19 protein-coding genes are annotated in these 19260 nt (G+C 71.5%); 8 read left to right on the top strand and 11 right to left on the bottom strand.

Annotation, left to right across the window (positions count from 1 at the left end):
- Positions 1–7 precede the first annotated feature (7 nt).
- Genes ACBJ32_RS24690 through ACBJ32_RS24675 form a run of 4 tightly spaced genes read right to left on the bottom strand, consistent with a single transcriptional unit; the run spans position 8 to position 3177 of the window.
- On the bottom strand, positions 8–865 hold the full coding sequence (locus ACBJ32_RS24690) for an urease accessory protein UreF (protein WP_375128705.1): 858 nt from the start codon (positions 863–865) through the stop codon (positions 8–10).
- Positions 865–2574, bottom strand: a complete 1710-nt coding sequence (locus ACBJ32_RS24685) for an urease subunit alpha (protein WP_375128704.1) — start codon at positions 2572–2574, stop codon at positions 865–867. Before ACBJ32_RS24685 ends, ACBJ32_RS24690 begins: the two co-directional genes overlap by 1 nt.
- Positions 2567–2878 carry an urease subunit beta gene (locus ACBJ32_RS24680; RefSeq protein ID WP_357870612.1) on the bottom strand — a complete coding sequence of 104 codons (312 nt, stop codon included), beginning with the start codon at positions 2876–2878 and terminating at the stop codon, positions 2567–2569. The genes ACBJ32_RS24685 and ACBJ32_RS24680 overlap by 8 nt, the downstream gene beginning before the upstream one ends.
- Complete coding sequence (locus ACBJ32_RS24675) at positions 2875–3177, bottom strand: urease subunit gamma (RefSeq protein WP_357870615.1); 303 nt, start codon at positions 3175–3177, stop codon at positions 2875–2877. Before ACBJ32_RS24675 ends, ACBJ32_RS24680 begins: the two co-directional genes overlap by 4 nt.
- 218 nt (positions 3178–3395) lie before the next feature.
- Between ACBJ32_RS24675 and urtA the strand changes: the two genes are divergently transcribed.
- Genes urtA through urtE form a run of 5 tightly spaced genes read left to right on the top strand, consistent with a single transcriptional unit; the run spans position 3396 to position 7844 of the window.
- Positions 3396–4574, top strand: a complete 1179-nt coding sequence (gene urtA, locus ACBJ32_RS24670) for an urea ABC transporter substrate-binding protein (RefSeq protein ID WP_375128989.1) — start codon at positions 3396–3398, stop codon at positions 4572–4574.
- Positions 4574–5422, top strand: coding sequence for an urea ABC transporter permease subunit UrtB (gene urtB / locus ACBJ32_RS24665; RefSeq protein ID WP_375128988.1), 849 nt, complete (start codon positions 4574–4576; stop codon positions 5420–5422). Before urtA ends, urtB begins: the two co-directional genes overlap by 1 nt.
- The gene (urtC, locus tag ACBJ32_RS24660; protein ID WP_375128703.1) at positions 5419–6441 is read left to right on the top strand and encodes an urea ABC transporter permease subunit UrtC; all 1023 of its coding nucleotides are present in this window, start codon (positions 5419–5421) and stop codon (positions 6439–6441) included. Before urtB ends, urtC begins: the two co-directional genes overlap by 4 nt.
- A complete protein-coding gene (gene urtD / locus ACBJ32_RS24655; protein WP_375128701.1) occupies positions 6425–7177 on the top strand; it encodes an urea ABC transporter ATP-binding protein UrtD in 753 nt (250 codons plus the stop codon). The genes urtC and urtD overlap by 17 nt, the downstream gene beginning before the upstream one ends.
- Complete coding sequence (gene urtE, locus ACBJ32_RS24650) at positions 7155–7844, top strand: urea ABC transporter ATP-binding subunit UrtE (protein ID WP_357870629.1); 690 nt, start codon at positions 7155–7157, stop codon at positions 7842–7844. The genes urtD and urtE overlap by 23 nt, the downstream gene beginning before the upstream one ends.
- Positions 7845–7883: 39 nt before the next feature.
- On the opposite strand, the gene ACBJ32_RS24645 is transcribed toward urtE, so the two are convergent.
- On the bottom strand, positions 7884–8594 hold the full coding sequence (locus ACBJ32_RS24645; RefSeq protein WP_375128700.1) for a Mut7-C RNAse domain-containing protein: 711 nt from the start codon (positions 8592–8594) through the stop codon (positions 7884–7886).
- A 35-nt stretch (positions 8595–8629) separates the two neighbouring features.
- On the opposite strand from ACBJ32_RS24645, the gene ACBJ32_RS24640 reads away from it, so the two are divergent.
- Complete coding sequence (locus ACBJ32_RS24640) at positions 8630–9538, top strand: TAXI family TRAP transporter solute-binding subunit (protein WP_375128699.1); 909 nt, start codon at positions 8630–8632, stop codon at positions 9536–9538.
- A 42-nt stretch (positions 9539–9580) separates the two neighbouring features.
- Here ACBJ32_RS24640 and ACBJ32_RS24635 read toward each other — a convergent pair whose 3' ends face one another.
- The 6 genes from ACBJ32_RS24635 to ACBJ32_RS24610 form a co-directional block, all read right to left on the bottom strand.
- Positions 9581–10909 carry an ATP-binding protein gene (locus tag ACBJ32_RS24635; RefSeq protein ID WP_375128698.1) on the bottom strand — a complete coding sequence of 443 codons (1329 nt, stop codon included), beginning with the start codon at positions 10907–10909 and terminating at the stop codon, positions 9581–9583.
- Complete coding sequence (locus ACBJ32_RS24630) at positions 10906–11571, bottom strand: response regulator transcription factor (RefSeq protein ID WP_357870641.1); 666 nt, start codon at positions 11569–11571, stop codon at positions 10906–10908. The genes ACBJ32_RS24635 and ACBJ32_RS24630 overlap by 4 nt, the downstream gene beginning before the upstream one ends.
- 9 nt (positions 11572–11580) lie before the next feature.
- The gene (locus ACBJ32_RS24625; RefSeq protein WP_375128697.1) at positions 11581–12897 is read right to left on the bottom strand and encodes an MFS transporter; all 1317 of its coding nucleotides are present in this window, start codon (positions 12895–12897) and stop codon (positions 11581–11583) included.
- 192 nt (positions 12898–13089) lie between these two features.
- The gene (locus ACBJ32_RS24620; protein ID WP_375128696.1) at positions 13090–15252 is read right to left on the bottom strand and encodes a glycoside hydrolase family 6 protein; all 2163 of its coding nucleotides are present in this window, start codon (positions 15250–15252) and stop codon (positions 13090–13092) included.
- A gap of 34 nt (positions 15253–15286) precedes the next feature.
- Positions 15287–16291, bottom strand: a complete 1005-nt coding sequence (locus ACBJ32_RS24615) for a GNAT family N-acetyltransferase (RefSeq protein ID WP_375128695.1) — start codon at positions 16289–16291, stop codon at positions 15287–15289.
- Between the two features lie 32 nt (positions 16292–16323).
- Entirely contained in the window at positions 16324–16569 is a 246-nt protein-coding gene (locus tag ACBJ32_RS24610) for a DUF2630 family protein (protein ID WP_357870652.1), read from the bottom strand.
- Positions 16570–16607: 38 nt separating this feature from the next.
- On the opposite strand from ACBJ32_RS24610, the gene ddaH reads away from it, so the two are divergent.
- Together ddaH and leuA are read left to right on the top strand one after the other, a co-directional pair.
- The gene (gene ddaH / locus ACBJ32_RS24605; protein ID WP_375128694.1) at positions 16608–17354 is read left to right on the top strand and encodes a dimethylargininase; all 747 of its coding nucleotides are present in this window, start codon (positions 16608–16610) and stop codon (positions 17352–17354) included.
- Between the two features lie 182 nt (positions 17355–17536).
- Complete coding sequence (leuA, locus tag ACBJ32_RS24600; RefSeq protein ID WP_375128693.1) at positions 17537–19243, top strand: 2-isopropylmalate synthase; 1707 nt, start codon at positions 17537–17539, stop codon at positions 19241–19243.
- The last annotated feature ends 17 nt before the right edge of the window (positions 19244–19260 follow it).

The following is a 19260-nucleotide window of genomic DNA, read 5'->3' as shown; positions in this document are numbered from 1 at the left end:
CTTCCTTCTACGAGATGAACAGCCGGACCTCGGCTTGTGCGTGCTGCTCGGCCAGGAGGTCGAGGGCCGGTGACGAGTGCGCGGGCAGCCCCTCCCAGCCGGGGGCGGTAGTGGCGAGGCAGGCTTGCGCGGCCACGGCGGTGAGGTCGGGGGTGAGGCCGGCGAGCAGGGCGTGCACGGCCACCGGGTCGAGGCCGAGGAGCCTGACCGCCGCCGTGGCCGGGCCGGTGATCGCGTGGTACGCCGCCGCCAGCGCCGCCTGCTCGGGCGTGGCGCCGGCCGCGTGTGCCGCCGCGCCGAGGGCGATGGGGTGGTGGGGGTTCGGGGTGATGCCGGCGAGGTCGTCCAGCACGGGGGACGGCCACACGCGGCGGGTGACCCGGAGGAGCAGCCGCCCCTGCGTCCTGGAGGCGTGGCGCTGGGCGGGCGAGGCGGTCCTGGCGTCCACCTCGGCGTCCAGTACTACCCACGGATGTGGCACCGCCGGAGTGCCGGGCGGCGTGTCGGCCGGTTGGGCGCCGTCCAGGTGCGCCGGGTTCTCCCGCCGGAGGTCTCGCCGACGCGGCGCGCTGAGGGGTGCGCTGAGGGGTGTGGAGGTGTGCGCCGCCGCTGGGGCGCACGCGGGTGTGTCCGCCGCCTCGGCGGCGGCGGTCCGGGAGGCGAAGACGGTCGCCTGCGTGCAGGCCGCCGCCGTGAGGGCCGCTGTCAGGGTGCCGGTCGTGTGGAGTCGGCCGCGCAGGAAGGAGGCCAGGGAGGGCACGTCGTGCACCGCGCCCGACGCGACGGCGCGCTCGATGCCGCCCGAGTGGGCGTGGCCGCCGGCCGGGAGGCGGGAGTCCGTGAGGAGGAGCAGGGACGGGTGCATCAGAAGAGGAAGTAGCGCTGGGCGAGGGGGAGGGTGGTGGCGGGGGCGGGCTCGACGAGGTCGCCGTCGATGCGGACCTCGAAGGTGTCCGGCGCCACCTCGATCCGCGGCAGCGCGTCGTTGAGCGGCATCGACGACTTCCCGCGACGCCGCACGTCGGCCACGGGCGCGAGCCGGCGGCGTACGGACAGCCGGTCGGCGAGCCCCGACTCCAGGGCGAGCGGCGAGACGAAGTGCAGCGAGGTGGCCGCCGCCGTGACCGGGGAGGCGCCGAACATGGGGCGGGGCAGCACCGGCTGCGGGGTCGGGATGGAGGCGTTGGCGTCGCCCATCTGCGCCCAGGCGACCACGCCGCCCTTGAGCACCAGGTCGGGTTTGACCCCGAAGAAGGCCGGGTCCCACAGGACGAGGTCGGCGAGCTTGCCGCGTTCGACGGAGCCGACCTCGGCGTCCAGACCGTGGGCGATAGCAGGACATATCGTATATTTCGCGACGTAGCGGCGGGCGCGGAGGTTGTCCGCGGGGCCGGAGCCCAGCTCGCCGCGGCGCGCCTTCATGACGTGCGCCGTCTGCCACGTACGGATGATCGTCTCCCCGATCCTCCCCATGGCCTGCGAGTCGGAGCCGATCATCGAGATCGCGCCCATGTCGTGCAGCACGTCCTCGGCCGCCATGGTGGTCGGCCGGATGCGCGACTCGGCGAAGGCCAGGTCCTCGGGGATCGACGGGTTGAGGTGGTGGCAGACCATCAGCATGTCGAGGTGCTCGTCGAGGGTGTTGACGGTGTGCGGCCTGGTCGGGTTGGTGGAGGAGGGCAGGACGTTGGGGTAGGCGGCCACGCGGATGATGTCGGGCGCGTGCCCGCCGCCCGCCCCCTCCGTGTGGTACGCGTGGATCATCCGGTCGCCGATGGCCTTGAGCGTCGACTCGACGAAGCCGGCCTCGTTCAGGGTGTCGGTGTGGATCGTGACCTGCACGCCGGAGGCGTCGGCCACGCTGAGGCAGGCGTCGATGGCGGCCGGGGTGGTGCCCCAGTCCTCGTGCAGCTTGAAGCCGGAGGCCCCGGCGCGCAGCTGCTCCAGGAGCCCGTCGGTGCTGACCGTGTTGCCCTTGCCGAGCAGGGCGAAGTTGAGCGGGTACGCGTCGAGCGACTCCAGCATCCGGCCGAGGTACCAGGTGCCGGTGACGGTGGTGGCCTTGGTGCCCTCGACGGGCCCGGTGCCGCCCCCGACCACCGTGGTGACACCGGACCCGATGGCCTCGTCGAGGAGTTGCGGGCAGATCAGGTGGACGTGCGAGTCGACGGCCCCGGCGGTCAGGATCTTGCCGTTGCCGGCGAGCACCTCGGTGGACGGGCCGATGACGATGTCCACGCCGTCCATCGTGTCGGGGTTGCCCGCCTTCCCGATGGCCGAGATGCGGCCGTCGCGGATGCCGACGTCGGCCTTGACCACGCCCCAGTGGTCGAGGATCACGGCGCCGGTGATGACCAGGTCGGCGGCCCCTTCCGCGCGGGTGGTCCTGGCCTGCCCCATGGACTCGCGGATGACCTTGCCGCCGCCGAAGACGGCCTCGTCGCCGGGGCCCGCCGGGCCCGTCGACAGGTCCTCGGTGACCTCCACGAACAGGTCGGTGTCGGCCAGGCGGATCCGGTCGCCGGTCGTGGGCCCGTACAGGGCCGCGTATCGGGCGCGCGTGATGTCAGCCATCCAGCGGCCCCGCCCACTCCGGCCGCAGGCCGGGCACCACGCGGAGGCCGGCCAGCGGCACCAGCGTCACGTCGCGCTCGACCCCGGGCTCGAACCTGATCGCGGTCCCCGCGGGCACGTCCAGCCGCATCCCCCAGGCCGCCTTCCTGTCGAACTCCAGCCCCGGATTGGCCGCGGCGAAGTGGTAGTGCGAGCCCACCTGCACCGGCCGGTCGGCCGTGTTGACCACGCGCACCGTGACCCGCTCGCGCCCGGGGTTGAGCGCGATCGTGCCCTCGGGGTGCGCGTACTCGCCGGGGATCACGGGATGGGCCTGTGGACGGTGACCAGTTTCGTGCCGTCGGGGAACGTGGCCTCGATCTGCACGCTCTCCAGCATCTCCGGCACGCCCTCCATGACGTCGGCCCTGCCGAGCACCGAGCGTCCCGCCTCCATCAGGTCGGAGACGCTGCGCCCGTCCCTGGCCCCCTCCATGAGGAACGAGGCGATGATGGCGGTAGCCTCGGGGTGGTTGAGCCGCAGGCCTCTGGCCTGCCGCTCGCGCGCCACACCGGCGGCGACGTGGATGAGCAGCCGCTCCTGCTCGTGTGAGGTAAGCCGCATGGCCGGACCATAGGAACCGGCCGTTTCCACGCTGTTGCGGGCGGATGTCGTGTTGGTTTCGCGCCGCGCGGATGAATTCCCCGTGTTCCGGTGAACGTTCGGCAATCGCCAATTAACAAACGGGATCTTCAAGTGAAATGTCCCGGAGTCACCTTTCTCGCAGAACCGGTCGGCAGGAAGGAACTCCTGTGCGCATCTCCCGCCCGCTCGTTTCCGCGATGCTCGTCCTGGCCCTGGCGGCCTGCGGATCCGATGCCGAACCCGCCGCCTCCTCGAACGAGATCAAGGTCGGCCTCCTGCACTCACTCAGCGGCACGATGGCGATCAGCGAGGTCACCGTGCGCGACGCGGAGTTGCTCGCCATCGACGAGATCAACAAGGCCGGGGGTGTGCTCGGCAAGAAGCTCGTGCCGGTCGTGGAGGACGGGGCCTCCGACTGGCCCACGTTCGCCGAGAAGGCCACGAAGCTGATCAGGCAGGACAAGGTCGCCACCGTCTTCGGCGGCTGGACCTCGGCCAGCAGGAAGGCGATGCTGCCGGTCTTCGAACGGTACAAGTCGCTGTTGTGGTATCCGGTGCAGTACGAGGGGCTGGAGAGCTCGCCGTACATCTTCTACACCGGCGCCACCACCAACCAGCAGATCATCCCCGGGCTCGACTACCTCAAGGAGCAGGGCAAGAAGCGGCTGTTCCTGGTGGGCAGCGACTACGTCTTCCCGCGTACCGCGAACAAGATCATCAAGGCGTACGCGGCGGCGAACGGCATGGAGATCCTCGGCGAGGAGTACACCCCGCTGGGCCACACCGAGTACTCCACGCTGGTCAACAAGGTCGTGCAGGCCAAGCCGGACGCGGTCTTCAACACCCTCAACGGCGACAGCAACGTGGCCTTCTTCAAGCAGCTCAAGAGCGCCGGAGCCACGGCCGAGGCCATGCCGGTGCTGTCGGTGAGCGTCGCCGAGGAGGAGGTCACCGGCATCGGCGTGGACAACATCGCCGGCCACCCGGTCGCCTGGAACTACTACCAGACCACCGAGACCCCGGCCAACGAGGCGTTCGTCAAGGCGTACAAGGCCAGGTACGGCGCGGCCAAGGTCACCTCCGACCCCATGGAGGCCGGCTACAACGCCGTCTACCTGTGGGCCGAGGCCGTCAGGAAGGCCGGCACGACCGAGGTCGAGGCGGTCAGGAAGGCCGCGCCCGGCATCGCGCTCGAACGCCCCGAGGGCCTGGTCACCATCGACGGCGAGAACCAGCACATGTACAAGACCGCCCGCATCGGCATCATCCAGCCGGACGGCCTGATCAAGCAGGTGTGGGACTCGGGGCAGCCGATCAAGCCGGACCCGTACCTCAAGGGGTACCCGTGGGCGGCCGGCCTGGCGGCGGGCCAGTGATGTCGGCCTTCGTCAACCAGCTCCCCATCGGCCTGTCGATCGGGGCGGTGCTGCTGCTGATCGCGCTCGGGCTGACGTTCACGTTCGGGCAGATGGGCGTGATCAACATGGCGCACGGCGAGTTCATCATGGCCGGCGCGTACACCGCGTTCCTGCTGCAGGACCTGGTGCTGGCGTTGCCGGTGGCGTTCCTGGTCGCCGGGGTGATGGGCTTGATCCTGGAGCGCGCCGCGATCCGGCACTTCTACGGCCGGCCGCTGGACACGCTGCTGCTCACCTGGGGCGTCAGCCTGGTGCTGCAGCAGCTCGCCCGCGACCTGTTCGGCGCGCCCAACGTGCAGGTGCCCGCGCCGTCCTGGCTGTCGGGCGGCGTGGGCATCCTGCCCTACAACCGGCTGTTCATCATGGGGCTCGCGGTGGCGGGCGTGGTGGCGGTCTGGACGTACCTCGCGCGGACCGGGCTGGGGCGCAGGACGCAGGCGGTGGTGCAGAACCGGCAGCTCGCGGCCACCAGCGGGATCGACACCGGGCGGGTGGACATGCTGACGTTCTTCATCGGCTCGGGGCTGGCGGGCGTGGCCGGGGTGGCGCTGACGCTCATCGGGCCCGTCGGGCCGGCGCTCGGCACGTACTACATCGTGGACGCCTTCCTCGTCGTCGTGGCCGGCGGGCTCGGGCAGCTGCGTGGCGCGGTGCTCGCCGCCATCGGGCTCGGGCTGCTCAACTCCTACGCCGAGTTCTGGTCGGACGCCTCGCTGGCCAAGGTGATCGTCTTCGCCGTCGTCATCGCGTTCCTGCAAGTCAGGCCGCAGGGGATGTTCGTGCTGAGGTCGAGGGTGCTGACGTGATCAAACGGAATCTGCCCTTCGCGACCGTGGCGGTGATCGCGCTGGTCGCGGCGCCGCTGCTGCTGGAGCCGTTCCGGCTGGGACTGCTCGCCAAGTACCTCTGCTACGCGATCGTCGCGCTCGGGATCGGGCTGGTCTGGGGGAAGGGCGGCATGCTCACCCTCGGCCAGGGCGTCTTCTTCGGGCTCGGCGGCTACTCCATGGCCATGTACCTCAAGCTCAACGAGGCCGGGGCGGGCGGGCTGCCCGACTTCATGGTGTGGAGCGGGGTGGAGGATCTGCCCGCCCTGTGGGTGCCGTTCGCCAATCCCGTCTTCGCGGTCAGCATGGCGGTGCTCGGGCCGGTGCTGCTCGCGGTGGTCCTCGGCACGCTGGTGTTCCGGCAGCGCGTGCGCGGGGCGTACTTCGCGATCCTCACCCAGGCGCTGGCCGCCGCGATGGTCATCCTGCTGGTCGGGCAGCAGGGGCTGACCGGCGGCACCAACGGCATGACGAACTTCTTCGAGCTGTTCGGCCAGGACCTCGCCGACGACTCCACGCAGCGCGGGCTCTACCTCGTCGTGGCGTCCGTGCTCGGGATCCTGTACCTGGCCACCCGCCAGCTCGTCAACAGCCGGTACGGCCGCCTGCTCGTCGCCGTCCGGGACGGCGAGGACCGGGTGCGCTTCCTCGGCTACGACCCGGCCCTGGTCAAGACCGTCACCTTCGCCGCCTCGGCGGGCATGGCCGGGCTGGCGGGGGCGCTGTTCGTGCCGGTCGTCGGCATCATCTCGCCCGCGCTGCTCGGCGTCGTGCCCTCGCTGGAGCTCGTCGTCGCGGTGGCCGTCGGCGGGCGGCACGCGCTGGCGGGGGCCGTGCTCGGCGCGGTCGTCATGGGGTACGCCAAGACGGCGTTCAGCGAGCAGTTCGCCGACGGCTGGCTCTACCTGCAAGGAGCCCTGTTCATCCTGGTCATGACGCTGGCCCCGAAGGGGATCGTGGGGATCGTGGGGAGGTTGCGCCGTGCTCGAACTGCGTGACGTACAGGTGGTGTTCGACGGCTTCCGCGCCCTCGACGGCGTGGACCTGACCGTGCCCGAGGGCGAGCTGCGCTTCCTCATCGGGCCGAACGGCGCGGGCAAGACCACCCTCATCGACGTGATCACCGGGTTGACCAAGCCGGCGGCGGGCAGCGTGCGCTTCGGCGGCCTCGACCTGGCCGGCAGGAAGGAGCACCAGATCGTCCGGCTGGGCGTCGGACGCACGTTCCAGACGTCGGTGGTGTTCGAGGAGCTCACCGTGATCGAGAACCTCGACCTGGCCGCCAGCTTCCGCAAGCCCCTGTGGTCGCTGGCCAGGCGGCGCAGGGGCGTCTCGGAGGCCGTGGAGGAGGCGCTGGCCAGGACCGGGCTCGAAGAGCTCGCCGAGCGTTCAGCGGGCGTTCTCTCGCACGGCCAGCGCCAGTGGCTCGAGATCGGCATGCTGCTGGCGCAGCGGCCCCGGCTGCTGCTCCTGGACGAGCCGGTGGCGGGCATGTCCAAGGACGAACGCGAGCGCACGGGCGAGCTGCTCACCCAGATCGCCGACGACCACACGGTGATCGTGGTGGAGCACGACATGGAGTTCCTGCGGCGGCACGCCTCGACGGTGACCGTGCTGCACGAGGGCAAGGTGCTCGTGGAGGGATCGGTCGACCAGGTCAGCGCCGACCCCCGCGTGCAAGAGGTCTACCTGGGGAGGAGGAAGGCCGAGGATGCTGTCGGTAACCGGCCTTGAGTCAGGGTACGGGCGGGCGCGGGTGCTGTTCGGGGTCTCGCTGGAGGTCGGGCCCGGGCAGCTCGTGTGCGTCATGGGACGCAACGGGGTCGGCAAGACCACGCTGCTCAACACCGTCATGGGGGTGCTGCCCGCCACGGCGGGCACCGTGACGTTCGACGGCCGGGACGTCACCCGGCTGAAACCGCACGAACGGGTGCGGCTCGGCATGGGGTACGTCCCCCAGGGCCACCAGTGCTTCCCGCAGCTGTCCGTCCTGGGCAACCTGCTGGTGACCGTGGAGGCCGCCAAGCAGCCCAGGCAGGCCATCGACGAGGCGCTCGACCTCTTCCCGGCGCTCAAGCCGCTGCTCAAGCGGAGCGCCGGGCACCTGTCGGGCGGCCAGCAGCAGCAGCTCGCCATGGCACGCGCCCTGGTGACCCGGCCCCGGATGCTCATCCTCGACGAGCCGACCGAGGGCATCCAGCCGTCGATCATCCTGGAGATCGAGGCGGCCATCGAGCGGCTGCACGCGGCGGGGCTGGCCGTGCTGCTGGTCGAGCAGTACCTGGACATCGCGCTGCGGCTGGCCGACACGTTCGTCATCCTGGACGGCGGGCACGTCGTACGGACCGGGGCCGCCGAGGAGCTGCACCGGGAGGACGTGCAGCGGCTGCTGGCCGTCTGACCCGCCCAGGCGGGAGGACGTGCAGCGGTTGCCGGCCGGCTAACCCGCCCAGGCCCGGGCGGTCCTGACGATCTCCTCCAGGTGGCCGCTGTGCGCGCCGTGCCAGTAGACCTGGCCGCAGGACGCGCAGCGGCCGTAGGCGTCGTAGCTGCGCCGCGTGCCTGCCTCCAGCACGGGCTCGACCTCGTCCTTCGTCACGGCCACCAGCACGCCGTTGCACGCCGTGCAGCGCGTCCACGGGCGCAGCGGCGGGGCGAAGCGTTCGAGCAGGTCGCGGAGCTGGTCGGCGGGGGCGGAGCCGCGGACGTACGCGCCGAGCCACAGCGCGCGGCGGCGCAGCAGGCCGCGGTCCTGGGTGAGCAGCACCCGCCGCTCCTCGTTGGCCTGCACCACCAGGGCGGGGTCGTCCATGTCGTTGTGGTAGGCGGCGTCGATGCCGAGCAGCCGCAGCCGCCGCGCCAGCGTGCCCAGGTGCACGTCCAGCAGGAAGCGGGGCTCCTCGGGGAGCTGCTGGGGGCGGGGGACCGGGTGCACGTCCACCACGTCGCCCGCCGCGAGCTGGTACGAGGGCGGCACGCCCCGGCCGTCGAGCAGCATGGGGCCCACCTCGGTCAGCGGGACGCCGATCGACTCGACGTGGTGGCCGAGCGTGGAGGCGGTGTCGGGGGTCACCTCCTGCCACTCGTGGCGGCGGCTCGCGGGCAGGAACATCCTCAGGTCCGGGGAGATGCGCAGGCGTGCGGTCGTCACACCGTCCATTCTGTTCCACCGGCTAACGTGAATTCATGTCCATATCCCGCCGCACCTTCCTGGGGCTCGCCGTGCTCGCGGCGGCCGGGTGCTCGGGGCCGGAGGGCGGGTCGTTCGAGCTGCGGCTGGCGACAGGGCTGGCGGGCGGGCCGTACCGGCCGCTCGGGGACCGGCTCGCGGAGGAGCTGCGGAGCGGCGGGATGCGGGTGAAGGTGATGCCGACCGCCGCGAGCGTGCAGAACCTCACGATGATGGCCGACGGGCGGGCCGACGCGGGGTTCGCGCTGGCCGACAGCGCCGACGACGCGGTACGCGTGCGTCACCAGCCGGTCGCCGCCCTGGCCAGGATGTACATGAACTACGCGCATCTGGTCGTCCTGAAGAACTCGGCGGTCACCACGGTGCGGCAGCTCGCGGGCAAGGCCGTGTCCATCGGCGTCGAGGGGTCGGGGACCGCGGTGACCGCCACCCGCGTGCTGGCCGCCGCCGGGCTGGGAGAGCCGCCCGAGATGGCCAGGCTCGATCTGGACGCCTCCATCGAGGCGCTGCTCGGCGGGAAGATCGAGGCGTTCTTCTGGTCCGGCGGGGTGCCCACGCCCGCGCTGGCCTCGCGGGACGACGTGCGGCTGGTGTCGCTGGAGGCGCTGGTGCCGGTGTTGCGGCGGCGGTACGGGCCCGTGTACGAGGACGCGTCCGTGCCCGCGGGCACCTACGGCGGCACCAGGTCCGTCCGGACGGTGGGCACGCCCAGCTACCTGATGTGCCGCAGCTCGCTGTCCGCCGACCTGGCGTACACGATCACCGAGACGCTGTTCAGCTCCCGCGACCGCCTCCAGGCGCCGTCGGCTCCCGGGGGGCGGCTGGACGAGCGGTACGCGATCGGGACCGGCGTCGTGCCGCTGCATCCCGGCGCCGCCCGCTACTACCGCTCCGTCTACGCTTGACCTGCGCTTACGGCCGAGCAGTACCTACGGCCCGAGCAGTGCCTACGGCTGACGCGGCAGCCGGAGCTCCACCACCAGCCCGTGCGGCTCGGCGGGCAGCAGCCGCAGCGTGGCCCCGCACGCCCTGGCCAGCTCGGCGGCGATGGCCAGGCCCAGGCCGCTGCCCGGCACGTTCGCGTGCGCGCCGGAGCGCCAGAAGCGGCCCATCGCCTCCGTCCGCTCCTCCTCGCTGAGCCCTGGGCCGTCGTCGGCCACGCGCAGCACGCCGTCCTCCAGGGTGACGGTGACCGTGCCGCCAGCGGGGACGAACTTCTGGGCGTTGTCGAGGGCGATGTCCGCGATCCTGGCCGCGGCCTCCGGAACCCCGGCCTTCCCGGAGATGCCGGTCAGCAGGCGCACGTCCTTCGCCGCGTACACCTCCCGCCAGACCGCCAGCCGCGCCGCCAGCTCGACCTCCTTGCCCTCGACGCCCGCGCCCGCCTCCACCTTCGCCAGCGCCAGCAGGTCCTCCACCAGCAGCGCCAGCCGGTCCAGCTCCGCCATCGCCTCCTCGAACTCGGCCGTCCCCTCGCCGCGCAGGTGCGGCTCCAGGTTCTCCAGCCGCAGCCCGAGCACCGTGAGCGGGGTACGCAGCTCGTGCGAGGCGTCGGCCACGAACGCCCGCTGCCGCTCCATCGCCCCCGCGACCGCGTCCGCCATCGCGTTGAACCGCTCCTCCAGCCGCCGCAGCTCCGACGGGCCGACACCGGGATGCGCCCGCGCGTCCAGCCGCCCCTGCGCGATGGCCCGCGTGGTGCGGTCGAGCTCCGTGACAGGGCGCAGGATCCAGCGGGCCAGCCGCCTGGCCACCAGCGCCGAGTACCCCAGCGCGACCAGCGCGCCCAGCGCCAGCGCGCCCCACACCAGCGACACGTCCAGCCGGGCCTGGTCGGTGGGCGCCTGCAGCAGCACCACGCCCGAGATCGCCGCGTCCCGTCCCGCCGGCTCCGCCAGCAGCACCGTGGCCGGGCCGAACGGGGTGATCAGCGGCAGGTCCTCGGTCGTCCGGCCCGACAGGGCCAGGCGCAGCGCGTCCCGGTCGTCGGCCTCGAACCGGCCGGCGGACAGGCGCAGGGAGCCGTCGCGGTCTCGTACGCGGACGGCGGCGCCGTACAGGTCGGCGTAGCGGTTGATCTCGGCGATCAGCCCCGTGTGGTCGTCGTCGCGGGTCGCCTGGTCGGCCAGCTCCGCGAAGCGGGTCGCGTCGGCGCGGCGGTCGAGCAGCAGCCGGTTGGTGCGGTGGGAGGCGTAGGACAGGCCCAGCGGCACCGCCAGCGCCGCGACCAGGAACACGATCAGCGTCGTGAACGTGACCACGAGCCGCGAGTTCACGCCGTCGAGCCCAGCCGGTAACCGGTCCCGCGCAGCGTCTCCACCAGCCCCGGGCGGCCGGTCTTCGAGCGCAGGTTCGCCACGTGCACGTCCAGCGAGCGCGAGGCCGACAGCAGCGGGTCACCCCAGACCTCGTCCAGGATCTCCTCCCTGCCGCGCACCACGCCGGGCTCGCGCGCCAGCATCGCCAGCAGGTCGAACTCCCGCCGCGTCAGCGTCACCGGCTCCCCGGCCACCGTGACCTGCCGCGACTCGAGGTCGATGCGCACGTCGCCGACGTTCACCACGTCGTCGCGCTGCGGGCGCGGGCGCGTGCCGCGCCGCACCACCGCCTCCATGCGGGCCATCAGCTCCACCGTGCGGAACGGCTTGACCAGGTAGTCGTCCGCGCCCGAACGCAGGCCGCGCAGCACCTCCCGTTCCTCGGTGCGGGCGGTGACCACGATCAGCGGCACCACCGACACCCGGCGCAGGCGGCGCAGCGCGTCCAGCCCGTCCATGTCGGGCAGCCCCAGGTCGAGCAGGACGAAGTCGACGCCCCCCGCGAGGCGGAGGGCGTCCACGGCCAGGCCCGCCCGGATGACCTGATGGCCGTGCCGGGCCAGGGCCTTGGTGAGGGCGGCGGCGAGCCGATCGTCGTCCTCGACCAGCAGAACTCGCATAACGCCAGGTTAGACGCGCGAGGGGACCGATTCCTGCGTGACCTGCTCGGTACGGGACAGCGCGACGTCCCTGGTCTCACGCATGGTGAGATACACGACGAGGGACACGGCCGCGCAACCCGAGACGTACCAGAAGAAGCCGGACTCGATGCCGCTGTCCTTGAACCACAGCGCCACGTACTCGGCGGTGCCGCCGAACAGGGCGTTCGCGATGGCGTACGGGAGCGCCACGCCGAGGGCGCGCACGTTCGTCGGGAACAGCTCGGCCTTCACCACCGCGTTGATCGAGGTGTAACCCGTCACGATCACCAGGCCGATCAGCGACAGCACCAGCCCGCCGCCGAAGCCCTGCACGCCGCCGAGCGCCGTCATCAGCGGCACCGTGCCCAGCATCGACCCGATCCCGAACGTGATCAGCAACGGCCTGCGCCCGATCCGGTCCGACAGGCCGCCCGCCAGCGGCTGCAGGCACATGAAGATGAACAGCGCGCAGAAGCTCACCAGCGTGGCCGTCTCCTTGGCCAGGCCCGCGGTGTTCGACAGGTACTTGGTGAGGTACGTCGTGTAGGTGTAGTACGCGACCGTGCCGCCCATCGTCAGCGCGATGACCAGCAGCGCCTCCTTCTTGTGGTTCAGCAGCGCCCTGATCGTGCCGCGGCCCTCGCTCTTCCCGCTCTCGCGCTCCTCCTCGTCGTACGCCTCCGTCTCCAGGAGGTTGCGGCGCAGGTAGAACACGACCGCGGCGGCGGCCGCGCCGACGACGAACGGGATGCGCCAGCCGTACGAGCTCAGGGCCTCCTGGGACATCGTGTTCTGCAGGATGATCTGCAGGCCGAGGCCGATGAGCTGGCCGGCGGTCATGGAGACGTACTGGAAGCTGGAGGCGAAGCCGCGGCGGCCGCGCGGGGTGGCCTCGGTCAGGTACGTGGCGCTGGCCGCGTACTCGCCGCCCACCGACAGGCCCTGCAGCAGACGCGCCACCACCAGGACCAGGGCGCCGAAGTAGCCGACCGCCTCGTACGTCGGGGCGATGGCGATCAGCAGGGCGCTGGCCGACATGAGCGTGACCGTGAGCGTGAGCGCCGCCTTGCGGCCCTTCCTGTCGGCATAGCGGCCGAGCAGCCAGCCGCCGAGCGGGCGCATGAAGAAACCGACGGCGAAGATGGCCGCGGTGTTGAGCAGCTTCGCCGTGTCATTGCCCTCAGGGAAGAAGGAGGCGGCGAAATAGATGGCGAAACTGCTGTAGACGAACCAGTCGTACCACTCGACCATATTGCCGATGGAGCCGCCGATGACGGCCTTCCACGGCACGCGTGCCTTGCTCACGAACAACCTCCTGGGGGGAGTACCTGCTGGTCAGAGCCTTATGGCAGAAGGTTGTTCGGACAAGGGAGGAGGGGTGATATCTAACGTCCGCTTAACATGACTTCTTACGCGGCATTAACGCCGTCGCAACAGCGGGGTGGCAGGGGCGGCGGCGCGGAGGTAGCGCGGTGGCGGTAGCAGGTGGCGGTGGGGTCAGCTCAAGGGCGGGTTGGCGTTCTTCGCCCGTTCCAGCGCCAGGTCCGCCCACCACTCGCCGCTCGGCGGGGAGACCACGCCGCGCTCGGGATCCTGCTCGCCGTCCGTGCCGCGCCTGCACCGGCCGCTGGAGGTGCCCGCGCGGGCGATCCACAGGTACGCGTCCACCAGCTCCTCGCCCGTCTCGGTGGTGGGCCGGTCGCCGGCGCCCCTGCCCGGCGGGTTGCACCAGGTCTGCGGGTCCTCGTAGCGCTTCTTGGGAGTCCAGGCGCCCTGGCCGTTCCGGCTGGTGTCCACCACGAAGTGCGGCATGGCCGCCGGGTCCAGGCCGGCGTCCTGCGGGCAGGTCTTCCCGCCCGACTTCAGCCGTACGCTGATGCAGGCGGACAGCGCCTTGCCGTACTCGACGCTCTTGGCCGTGCTCTGGTAGCCGGCCGTGTTGACGAAGAACCCGTCCGCCTTGTCGATGCCGGCGCCGATCAGGCGCTCGGCCATGATCTCGGTGCCCGGCCAGTGGTCCTGGCTGCCGTCCAGGTAGACGGCCGTGCCGGGGTTCGCCTTGAGGGTCTGTACGGCCTGGCGCAGGTCCTGGTAACGCTGCTCCGGCGAGCCCTGCCGCGTGGGGCACTGCTCCGTGCCCGGGACCCTGACCAGACTGCCCGGCTCCAGGATGACCACCGCCTTGGCGGCTCCTATCTGGCGGGCGACGCCGGCGAGCCACTCCTGGTAGGCGGGCATGGCCGAGGCGCTCGCGGGGAGGCACTCGTTGCCCGGCATGTAGCTGATCAGGAACACGGGGACGCCGCCTGCCTGCTCCGCCGCGGTGACCGTCGCGTCCACCTTCGACCTGACCTCTGGCTGGTTGAGGCGGATGGCGTGGGGGACCTGGGCCAGCTTGCGCATGAGCTCGGCGTCCGCTGGGCGGTCGTCCTTCCACAGGGCCGCCTGGCGGCCGGCGCCCGGCTCCTCCGGGGCGTAGAAGGTGATCGGTTCTGTCGATCTGAGCGGGTTCCGGGAGGCGGCCGGCGGGTTGCCGGTGGCTGAGGGTTTGCCGTCGGCCGGTGCTGTGCCGGGGGTGGTGGTGGCCGGTGAGGTCGCGGGTGTGCTGGTGGCGGTGGTGGGCTCCTCGCGCATGGCCAGGGCAGCCGAGACCCCGCCCACCGCGACCACCACGGCGGCTGCGGCGGCCAGGACCTTGCGCTGTCCGGCCACCGCCGCCATACGATCCTTGCCGCCTGTGCCTGTGCCTGTGCCTGTGCCTGTGCCTGTGCCTGTGCCTGTGCCTGTGCCTGTGCCTGTGCCTGTGCCTGTGCCTGTGCCTGTGCCTGTGCCCGGCCCGCCGTGGCTGCCCGTGCCGCTTGGGGTGCCGGTGCTGAGGCGGTCCATGAGGGCCTGGGCCGTGGGGCGGGCCGACGGGTCCTTGGAGAGGGAGGCCAGGACCAGGTCGCGGAGTGGGCCCGTGAGGCCGTTCAGGGTCGGGGGGTCGTGGACGATGCGCAGGAGGAGGGACGGGATGGAGCCGGAGCCGAACGGCGGGGCGCCGCCGGCGGCGAAGGCGACCGTGCAGCCCCAGGAGAAGATGTCGGAGGCCGGGCCGGCGGCACCGCCCGACACCTGCTCGGGCGACATGTACGCGGGCGTCCCCAGGACCGTGCTGCTCGCGTCGGAGTCGGCGAGCCAGGCGATGCCGAAGTCGATGACCTTGGGGCCTACCTGGGAGAGCAGCACGTTGGAGGGCTTCAGGTCGCGATGCACCACCCCGGCCCCGTGGATGGCCCGCAGGGCCATCGCCATCGAGGCCGCCAGGCCGTCGAGGGCGGAGCCGCGCAACGGTCCCGAGGTGTCGACGGCCTGCTTGAGGCTGGGGCCCTCGACGTACTCCGTGACCAGGTACGCGAGCCGCCCCTCCACGTCGGCGTCGAGGACGGGCGCGGTGCAGAAGCGGGCGACGCGCTGGGCGGCGGCCACCTCCCGGGCGAAGCGGCGCCTGAAGTCGGGGTGCGCGTCCATCCTGGCGTGCAGGAGCTTGACGGCCACCCGCGTGCCGACGGGGTCGCGGGCGAGGTAGACGACGCCCATGCCGCCCTCGCCCAGCCGGCCGAGGAGGGTGTACGGGCCCACCTGTCCGGGGTCCCCGTCGCGCAGCACCTCCAAGGTCATAGACGCTCAGGTTAGCCCGGATGATCCATCCGCTCTACAGGGTCAGGCGCCACTCGCTCCACTCGTCGAAGAGCTCGAAACCCATGGCCTCGTTGATGGCGAGCATGTGGCTGTTGCTGGTGGCGTTCCAGGTGATGATCCGTTCGAGGTGCGGCTCGCGCTCGCGCAGCCAGAACAGGTTGGCGAGCTTGAGCAGCAGGCCGAGCCGGTGGCCGCGGTGGGCGCGCAGCACCGCCGTGTCGTCCTGATGGCCCCAGCCGTCGGAGCGGTCGGTGTTGAGGAAGACGCGCGTGAAGCCGGCGGGGGCGCCGTCGGAGTCGCGGCGGGCGATCATGGTGTAGCAGGTCTGGCCTGACTCCGGCATGCTCTCCTCGCGCACGCGCAGGCGTTCGAGGCTGAAGGTCTGGTCCTCCAGGTCGCTGTCGCGCGGGGCGTCGTTCATGCCGGCCTGGAGGGTGGCGAGGTCGGGCAGCAGCTCGGGGGCGGTGGGGCCGATCCAGCGTTCGAGGCTGTAGCCCTCGACCTCGGGGACCATGCGCTCCAGCGCGGGCCAGTCGGCCTTGCGCAGGTCGAGGGTGCGGCGCGCCTCCGACAGCGTCACGTTCATGCCGTGCGCCCGGGCGAAGCGGGCGCCGCTGCCGTCGGCGAGGGTCTCGGTGAGCAGCAGGGTACGGCCGTGCGCCCGCATGCGGTCGAGGGCGTGCCGCCAGAGGGCCGAGCCGAGGCCGTGGCCGCGGTGCGCGGGGTGCACCACGAGCGGGAAGATCCAGCCCATGTGGCGGTTGTCGAGCTGGGGGAACGCCAGCGAGTAGCCGCCGATGACCCGGTCGTCCTCGATCAGGGCCCACGCCTCCGCCCGCGCGGCCGGCGAGTGCGCGCACATGTCGCGGCGGAAGCGGGCAAGCGGGATCACCGGGCCGGCGTCCTCGTGATAGCCGGCCACGTACGCGGCGTGCAGGCCCGCGACGAGGTCGTCGTCGGAGGGGGCGCCCGGCTGGTCGGGTATGTCGATGGGCTGGATCCGCATGTCATCAGCCAAGCGCACACCCACCGGCCGGGGCGAACGGTTTTCTACTGGCGGTAGTTCTCCACCTCGCCGGCCGGGCGGGCGCTGGCGCCGTCCGGGTCCTCGCCCGCGGTGCGCCTGGCCCGGCGCTGCCTGAGCAGGTCCCAGCACTGGTCGAGGGCCGTCTCCAGCTCCTTGATGCGCGCGTGCTCCTGGTCGGAGGTCACCTCGCCGGCGGACATCCTGCCGCGCAGCTCGTGCTCCTCGGTGACCAGCGCGCTGATCGTGGTGAGAATCTCGTCGTCCCGCATGCCCAAGACTCTAACGACCGCGTGATAGAACACGCCCTATGGCTGGTATGGCGCTGGTAAGGAAGCCCGGCCCGCGGATCTCCGAGGGCATCGTCACGCACATCGAGCGCGAGCCGGTGGATCACGAGCGGGCCGCCGCCCAGCACGGTGCCTACGTCGAGGCGCTGGCCCAGGCGGGCTGGCGGCCGGTGTACGTACCGCCGGCCGACGACCTGCCCGACGCGCCCTTCGTGGAGGACACCATGGTGGTGTCGGGCCGGCTGGCCGTGCTGACCAGGCCGGGGGCGCCGCAGCGGCGGCCGGAGGTGGAGTCGGTGGCGCGCGCCGTGCACGAGCTGGGCATGAAGTCGGTCAGGATCGTGCCGCCCGGCACGCTCGACGGCGGCGACGTGCTGCAGGTGGGCCCCACCGTGTACGTGGGCAGGTCGGCCAGGTCCAACGACGAGGGCATCGCCCAGCTGGCGGCCCTGCTGCCCGAGCGCCGGGTCGTGCCCGTGGAGCTGCGCGGCGTGCTGCACCTGAAGTCGGCGGTGACCGCGCTGCCCGACGGGACGCTCATCGGGGATCCGGCCTGTGTGGACCTGCCCGGGGTGCTCGCGCCGGAGGAGGAGGCGGGCGCGCACGTGGTGGTGCTGGGCGAGGACCGGGTGCTGCTGGCCGCGTCGGCCCCGAAGACCGCCGTCATGCTCGAAAAACGCGGATATTTCGTGACGATGGTAGATATCTCGGAATACGAGAAGCTTGAAGGTTGTGTCACCTGCTTGAGCGTGCTCGTGGGCGACTGACTGTTCTCAGATCCTGAGATGCTGGGCGGTGCATCCCGAGACGTCTGGTAGCGTGCATGGCATGCTGCGCGGGCTCCTTCTTAGCTGCCGCGGCGGGGGCCTGTAAGGCCGGCTCCCTCGCCGCGGAGCGAGTCATGCGCGTCGGCCGCTTTCTTCCTGAGACCGACGAGGAGCATCCGATCATGACCGCTCAGCAGCCCAGCCGCATGCCCGTCCATCGTTACCAGCCGTTCGAGCCCATCCGGCTGACCGACCGCACCTGGCCCGACAAGGTGATCACCAAGGCGCCGCGATGGTGCGCCGTGGACCTGCGCGACGGCAACCAGGCCCTGATCGACCCGATGGACTCGCACCGCAAGCTCCAGATGTTCGAGCTGCTGGTACGCATGGGGTACAAGGAGATCGAGGTAGGCTTCCCCGCCGCCTCGCAGACCGACTTCGACTTCATCCGGCAGATCATCGAAGAGGGCCGCATCCCCGACGACGTGGTCATCCAGGTGCTGACGCAGGCCCGTCCCGAGCTGATCGAGCGGACCTTCGAGTCCATCGAGGGCGCCAAGCAGGCCATCGTGCACCTGTACAACTCGACCTCCACCCTGCAGCGCCGCGTCGTCTTCGGCCAGGACAGGGACGGCATCACCGCCATCGCGGTCGAGGGCGCCAAGCTGGTCAAGAAGCTCGCCGACGCCACCGACGTGGACGTCTTCTTCCAGTACTCCCCGGAGTCGTTCACCGGCACCGAGCTGGAGTACGCCGTCGAGGTGTGCGACGCGGTCAACGAGGTGTGGCAGCCCACGCCCGACCGCAAGGTGATCATCAACCTGCCCGCCACGGTCGAGATGGCCACCCCCAACGTCTACGCCGACCAGATCGAGTGGATGCACCGCAACCTCAAGCGCCGCGACTCGATCGTCCTGTCGCTGCACCCGCACAACGACCGCGGCAGCGCCGTGGCCGCCGCCGAGCTGGGCTACATGGCGGGCGCCGACCGCATCGAGGGCTGCCTGTTCGGCAACGGCGAGCGCACCGGCAACGTCTGCCTGGTCACCCTGGGCATGAACCTGTTCTCCCAGGGCGTCGACCCCGAGATCGACTTCAGTGACATCGACGAGATCCGCCGGGTCACCGAGTACTGCAACCAGCTGCCCGTGCACCCGCGCCACCCGTGGGGCGGCGAGCTGGTCTACACCGCCTTCTCCGGCTCCCACCAGGACGCCATCAAGAAGGGCTTCGAGCACCTGGAGCGCGACGCGGCCGCGGCCGGGGTGCCGGTGGACGAGTTCGCCTGGGCGGTGCCGTACCTGCCGATCGACCCGAAGGACATCGGGCGCAGCTACGAGGCCGTCATCCGGGTCAACAGCCAGTCGGGCAAGGGCGGCGTCGCGTACATCATGAAGGCCGACCACCAGCTCGACCTGCCGCGCCGGCTGCAGATCGAGTTCTCCAAGGTGGTGCAGGCGCGCACCGACAGCGAGGGCGGCGAGATCAGCCCGGCCGCGATGTTCGAGATCTTCCGCGACGAGTACCTGCCCAACCCGGCCAACCGCTGGGGCCGCCTGAGCCTCATGGCGCACCGTCACGAGTCCACGGTCGACGACAAGGACCTCATCAGCGCCGACGTGCGCCTCGACGGGGAGATCCGCGAGATCGAGGGCAAGGGCAACGGCCCGATCTCGGCGTTCATCGACGCGATCGCGCGGGTCGGCATGCAGGTGCGGGTCCTCGACTACGTGGAGCACGCGATGAGCGCGGGCACCGACGCCAAGGCCGCCTCCTACCTGGAGTGCGAGGTCAACGGGAAGGTGCTGTGGGGTGTGGGCATCGACGCCAACACCACGACCGCCTCGCTGAAGGCCATCATCTCCGCGGTCAACCGCGCTGCCCGCTGAGGCCTCCTGCTCTGTCA

The organism is Nonomuraea sp. GTA35, from assembly GCF_041950525.1.
Lineage (GTDB): Bacteria > Actinomycetota > Actinomycetes > Streptosporangiales > Streptosporangiaceae > Nonomuraea.
This window is presented reverse-complemented; position numbering and strand designations above follow the sequence as displayed.

Bases quoted from the DNA above. Each gene is read 5' to 3' on its own strand.
- urtA (WP_375128989.1), top strand. From the start codon at position 3,396: ATGCTCGTCCTGGCCCTGGCGGCCTGCGGATCCGATGCCGAACCCGCC.
- urtE (WP_357870629.1), top strand. From the start codon at position 7,155: ATGCTGTCGGTAACCGGCCTTGAGTCAGGGTACGGGCGGGCGCGGGTG.
- ACBJ32_RS24630 (WP_357870641.1), bottom strand. From the start codon at position 11,571: ATGCGAGTTCTGCTGGTCGAGGACGACGATCGGCTCGCCGCCGCCCTC.
- urtB (WP_375128988.1), top strand. From the start codon at position 4,574: ATGTCGGCCTTCGTCAACCAGCTCCCCATCGGCCTGTCGATCGGGGCG.
- ACBJ32_RS24685 (WP_375128704.1), bottom strand. From the start codon at position 2,574: ATGGCTGACATCACGCGCGCCCGATACGCGGCCCTGTACGGGCCCACG.
- ACBJ32_RS24620 (WP_375128696.1), bottom strand. From the start codon at position 15,252: ATGACCTTGGAGGTGCTGCGCGACGGGGACCCCGGACAGGTGGGCCCG.
- ACBJ32_RS24640 (WP_375128699.1), top strand. From the start codon at position 8,630: ATGTCCATATCCCGCCGCACCTTCCTGGGGCTCGCCGTGCTCGCGGCG.
- ACBJ32_RS24610 (WP_357870652.1), bottom strand. From the start codon at position 16,569: ATGCGGGACGACGAGATTCTCACCACGATCAGCGCGCTGGTCACCGAG.
- leuA (WP_375128693.1), top strand. From the start codon at position 17,537: ATGACCGCTCAGCAGCCCAGCCGCATGCCCGTCCATCGTTACCAGCCG.
- ddaH (WP_375128694.1), top strand. From the start codon at position 16,608: ATGGCTGGTATGGCGCTGGTAAGGAAGCCCGGCCCGCGGATCTCCGAG.
- ACBJ32_RS24690 (WP_375128705.1), bottom strand. From the start codon at position 865: ATGCACCCGTCCCTGCTCCTCCTCACGGACTCCCGCCTCCCGGCCGGC.
- ACBJ32_RS24675 (WP_357870615.1), bottom strand. From the start codon at position 3,177: ATGCGGCTTACCTCACACGAGCAGGAGCGGCTGCTCATCCACGTCGCC.